The organism is Streptomyces sparsus (assembly GCF_054776295.1).
In genome coordinates this window covers 1-4,097 of record NZ_BAAHCA010000430.1, presented here as the reverse complement: position 1 = coordinate 4,097, position 4,097 = coordinate 1, and the positions used below count along the sequence as shown (strand labels likewise).

The window sequence follows — 4,097 nt, the reverse complement described above, 5'->3', positions numbered from 1 at the left end:
GCACCCGGCCGCGCCCGCCCGTCCGCAGCCGTCCCTCGACAAGGCCGCCGGGCCGGCGGCCGGGACGGTCGCGCCGGCCGCCGACCATGACGCGCTGCTGCGGCGGCTGCGGGAACTCGGCGAGCTGCACAGCACCGGCGTGCTCACCGACGAGGAGTTCAGCGCCGCCAAGAAGGCCGTACTGGACCGCTTCTGAGCCCCGCCTCAGTCCGGGAGACTGCGGCGTCACCCTCATTGCGACACGTTCCTGCCCGGAATCGGGCAGGATTCTTGCGAAAGGCGGGCGGTGCCCTCAGTATCAACGGGTGCCCGAACGCCGGACGCCGCACCACGACGAACTCATCGACCACCTGGTCCGCACCACCGCGCTGCATCGCGGCGAGGCGACCCGGGTGGTCCTGGACGTTCTGGCGTATTTCGACGAGACCACGGAGGAGTACGTCCGTCGACGGCACCGCGAGCTGCAGGCCGGCGGACTGACCAATCCGGTGATCTTCGAGCGGATCACCGCGGAACTGCCGCACCGGGCGGTCGCACCACCGCAGCTCTCGCTGCGGCAGCTGCGCCGCATCGTCTACGGCTGACGCGGCGCCGCCGGCTCCCGGTCCGACCGGGCACCACGAACACGCTGACGAGGAGAAGTGCTATGTGCGGGATCGTTGGATACATCGGCAAACGCGACGTGGCGCCGCTGCTGCTGGAGGGCCTCCAGCGGCTGGAGTACCGGGGTTACGACTCGGCCGGCATCGCCATCCACGGCACCGGCACGGGGAAGAGCGGCGGCCTGCGCACGGCCAAGGCCAAGGGCCGGGTCCGCGAGCTGGAGGCGCGACTGCCCAAGCGGTTCAACGGCAGCACCGGCATCGCGCACACCCGCTGGGCCACGCACGGCGCGCCGAGCGACGAGAACGCGCACCCGCACACCGAAACGGCAGGCCCCGACGCCAAGGTGGCCGTCGTCCACAACGGCATCTTCGACAACGCCGACGACCTGCGGGCCAAGCTCACCGCCGACGGCGTCGTGTTCGTCTCCGAGACCGACACCGAGGTGCTCGCGCACCTGATCGGGCGCGCCCAGGCCGAGACGCTGGAGGAGAAGGTCCGCGAGGCGCTCAGCGTCATCGAGGGCACCTACGGCATCGCCGTGCTGCACGCCGACTTCCCCGACCGGATCGTCGTCGCCCGCAACGGCTCCCCGGTGCTGCTGGGCATCGGCGAGCACGAGATGCTCTTCGCGTCCGACGTCGCCGCGCTCGTCTCGCACACCCGGCAGGTCGTCACCCTCAACGACGGTGAGATGGCCACCATCAAGGCCGACGACTACCGCACCTACACCACCGAGGGCTCGCGCACCTCGACGTCGCCGGAGACCGTGGAGTGGGCCGCGGAGTCCTACGACATGGCCGGCCACGACACCTACATGCACAAGGAGATCGCCGAACAGGCCGACGCCGTCGACCGGGTGCTGCGCGGCCGGATCGACGACCGGTTCGCCACCGTGCACCTCGGCGGCCTCAACCTGGACGCCCGCGAGGCCCGCGGGGTGCGCCGGGTCAAGATCCTCGGCTGCGGCTCCGCCTACCACGCCGGCATGATCGGTGCCCAGCTCATCGAGGAGCTGGCCCGCATCCCCGCGGACGCCGAACCGGCCAGCGAGTTCCGCTACCGCAACGCGGTGGTGGACCCCGACACCCTCTACATCGCCGTCAGCCAGTCCGGCGAGACCTACGACACGCTGGCCGCCGTGCAGGAGCTCAAGCGCAAGGGCGCGCGGGTGCTGGGCGTCGTCAACGTGGTCGGCAGCGCCATCGCCCGGGAGACCGACGGCGGCGTGTACGTGCACGCCGGCCCCGAGGTCTGCGTCGTCTCCACCAAGTGCTTCACCAACACGGCGGTGGCCTTCGCGCTGCTCGCCCTGCACCTGGGCCGGATCCGGGACCTTTCCGTCGCCGACGGCAAGCGCATCATCGACGGCCTGCGCCGGCTGCCCGCGCAGATCGCGGAGATCATGGCCGGTGAGGCCGAGATCGAGAAGCTCGCGGCCGAGTACGCCACCGCCAAGTCGATGATGTTCGTCGGCCGCGTCCGGGGCTATCCGGTGGCCCGGGAGGCGTCCCTGAAGCTCAAGGAGGTCTCCTACATCCACGCCGAGGCCTACCCGGCGTCCGAGCTGAAGCACGGCCCGCTGGCCCTGATCGAGCCCGCCGTGCCGACCGTGGCGATCCTTCCGGACGACGAACTGCTCGACAAGAACCGGGCCACGCTGGAGGAGATCAAGGCCCGCCAGGGCCGCATCCTGGCCGTCGCCCACAGCCGGCAGGAGAAGGCCGACCACACCATCGTGGTGCCGCGCAACGAGGTCGAGCTGGACCCGATCCTGATGGGCCTCCCGCTGCAACTCCTCGCCTACCACACCGCCCTGGCCCTTGGCCGGGACATCGACAAGCCGCGCAACCTGGCGAAGTCCGTCACCGTCGAGTAGCCGCCGGCGCCCGAGCGGCATGAGCGAGGGGCCCCGGAACGCGTGCCACCAGACACGTTCCGGGGCCCCTCCATGTGCCGGCGTCGCCCATCACGCCGGCGGTGAGCTGCCCGCCGGGGACCGTCACCTCCCGTTCGGCAGCACGCTGTGCGGGGTGTATGCCCGTTCCCGAGGCGTCCTGCACCACTTCGAGCCCGGAAATTTCACCGAGTGGAGTGCGGGGAAAAGGAGTTGGGCGTGGGGCAGCTCGCCCGGCCGGTCTGCGGAGAACATCCGCGGCGCCGTCGTCGATCAGTCGGCGGGCCCCGGGAAATCGCTCGGAAGCGGGTCGGAAGACCGTCGGACGGTGATCGGAGGCGGGTCGGAAAACGCTCGTCGAACGGTGGGAATGCAGGGGAGTACGGCGGCTCCGGACGTTTCCACGGACGTCCACCGAGTGTTCCCCCGAGGGTTTCCGCGGGCTCCGGAGTCGCCATTTCCGGGTGCTCCCGACGGCCGCTCGGGAACCCCCGGTGCCACCCGCGGAAAAACCCGCCCGCCGCACTTCCGTCCCCTCGCCGGGACCCTTCCGGGCGAAGGTTCGGACGGTCGGACGGTCGGACGGTCGGACGGTCGGACGGGATGGGCGGGAGCACCGGGAAGTCGTGGCCGCGACGGGCGGCGGAGTCCGGTGGCGGTGCGCTGGCGGTGTCGTGGCGCGGTCCGGAAGGCCGCGGTGATCCGCCGCCGTCTCAGGGAATGACCACCACGGGACGCTGTGCGCGACGGGCGAGGCGGCCGGCGACCGAGCCGAAGATGCGGCCGACGAGGCCGTGCGTGGAGCCGACGACGATGGCGTCCGCCGAGTACTCCCGGCCGACCTCCTCCAGCTCGTGGCAGATGTCGCCACCGCGCTCGACCAGGATCCACGGGACCTCGGCGAGGTAGTCGGCGCAGGCCAGTTCCAGCCCCAGTACCTCGGTGCGGTGGTCGGGCACGTCGACGAACACCGGGGGCTCGCAGCCCGCCCAGACCGTCGTCGGCAAGCGGTTCGCCACATGCACGATGATCAGGCCGGAACCCGACCGTCGGGCCATGCCGATGCTGTATGCCAGTGCCCGTTCACTGGAGGTGGAGCCGTCGAATCCGACGACGACTCCGTGCTGGAACGCGGGATCGCAGGAATGGCGTTCCTGTTCCGCCGCATCGGCCCGTGCCGGGGAATCGGCTACGGGCTTGCGGTCCGCTGGTTCGGGGATCTCGTGTCCGGCCATTGGCGTCTCGGCGAAAGAAGTCCTCGTGCGGAGGGGCGGCGGATGGTTGCGGGCTAAATAAAACGTCCGGGAAGCGTCTTTCCGGGGCCCTACCTCCAGGGTACGGCGCCACACGCCCCGTGCCCAGAGGTTGAGGGCGAAGCATGCCGGAGCGCCGCGTTTCGTGCAATGGCCGCGGTCACGCCCGGCGCGTCGCCGTGACCGAGCCACCCCGCACCCCCGGGCTTCCATGAAAGCGGACCGCGGGCCTCCGACGCCGGACGACCCGGGGCGCACGCCACCGGGCGGCACGGATCCCCGCGGTCCGTCGACCAGGCGCTTCCGCCGGCGGAACGCGCTCCCGACGCGAGTCGGGGCGCGAG

4 protein-coding genes are annotated in these 4,097 nt (G+C 71.3%); 3 read left to right on the top strand and 1 reads right to left on the bottom strand.

Annotated features, from left to right (window positions below):
* The 3 genes from ACYVE9_RS17875 to glmS all read left to right on the top strand — a co-directional run.
* Nucleotides 1-196, top strand: a 196-nt coding sequence (locus tag ACYVE9_RS17875) for an SHOCT domain-containing protein (RefSeq protein ID WP_461028879.1), incomplete at its 5' end; no start/stop codon positions are given.
* Nucleotides 197-305: 109 nt separating this feature from the next.
* Complete coding sequence (locus ACYVE9_RS17870; RefSeq protein ID WP_461028878.1) at nt 306-584, top strand: hypothetical protein; 279 nt, start codon at nt 306-308, stop codon at nt 582-584.
* Between the two features lie 62 nt (nt 585-646).
* Nucleotides 647-2,482 carry a glutamine--fructose-6-phosphate transaminase (isomerizing) gene (gene glmS / locus ACYVE9_RS17865; protein WP_461028877.1) on the top strand — a complete coding sequence of 612 codons (1,836 nt, stop codon included), beginning with the start codon at nt 647-649 and terminating at the stop codon, nt 2,480-2,482.
* Nucleotides 2,483-3,213: 731 nt separating this feature from the next.
* On the opposite strand, the gene ACYVE9_RS17860 is transcribed toward glmS, so the two are convergent.
* Nucleotides 3,214-3,735, bottom strand: coding sequence for a universal stress protein (locus tag ACYVE9_RS17860; protein ID WP_461028876.1), 522 nt, complete (start codon nt 3,733-3,735; stop codon nt 3,214-3,216).
* Between the last annotated feature and the right edge of the window lie 362 nt (nt 3,736-4,097).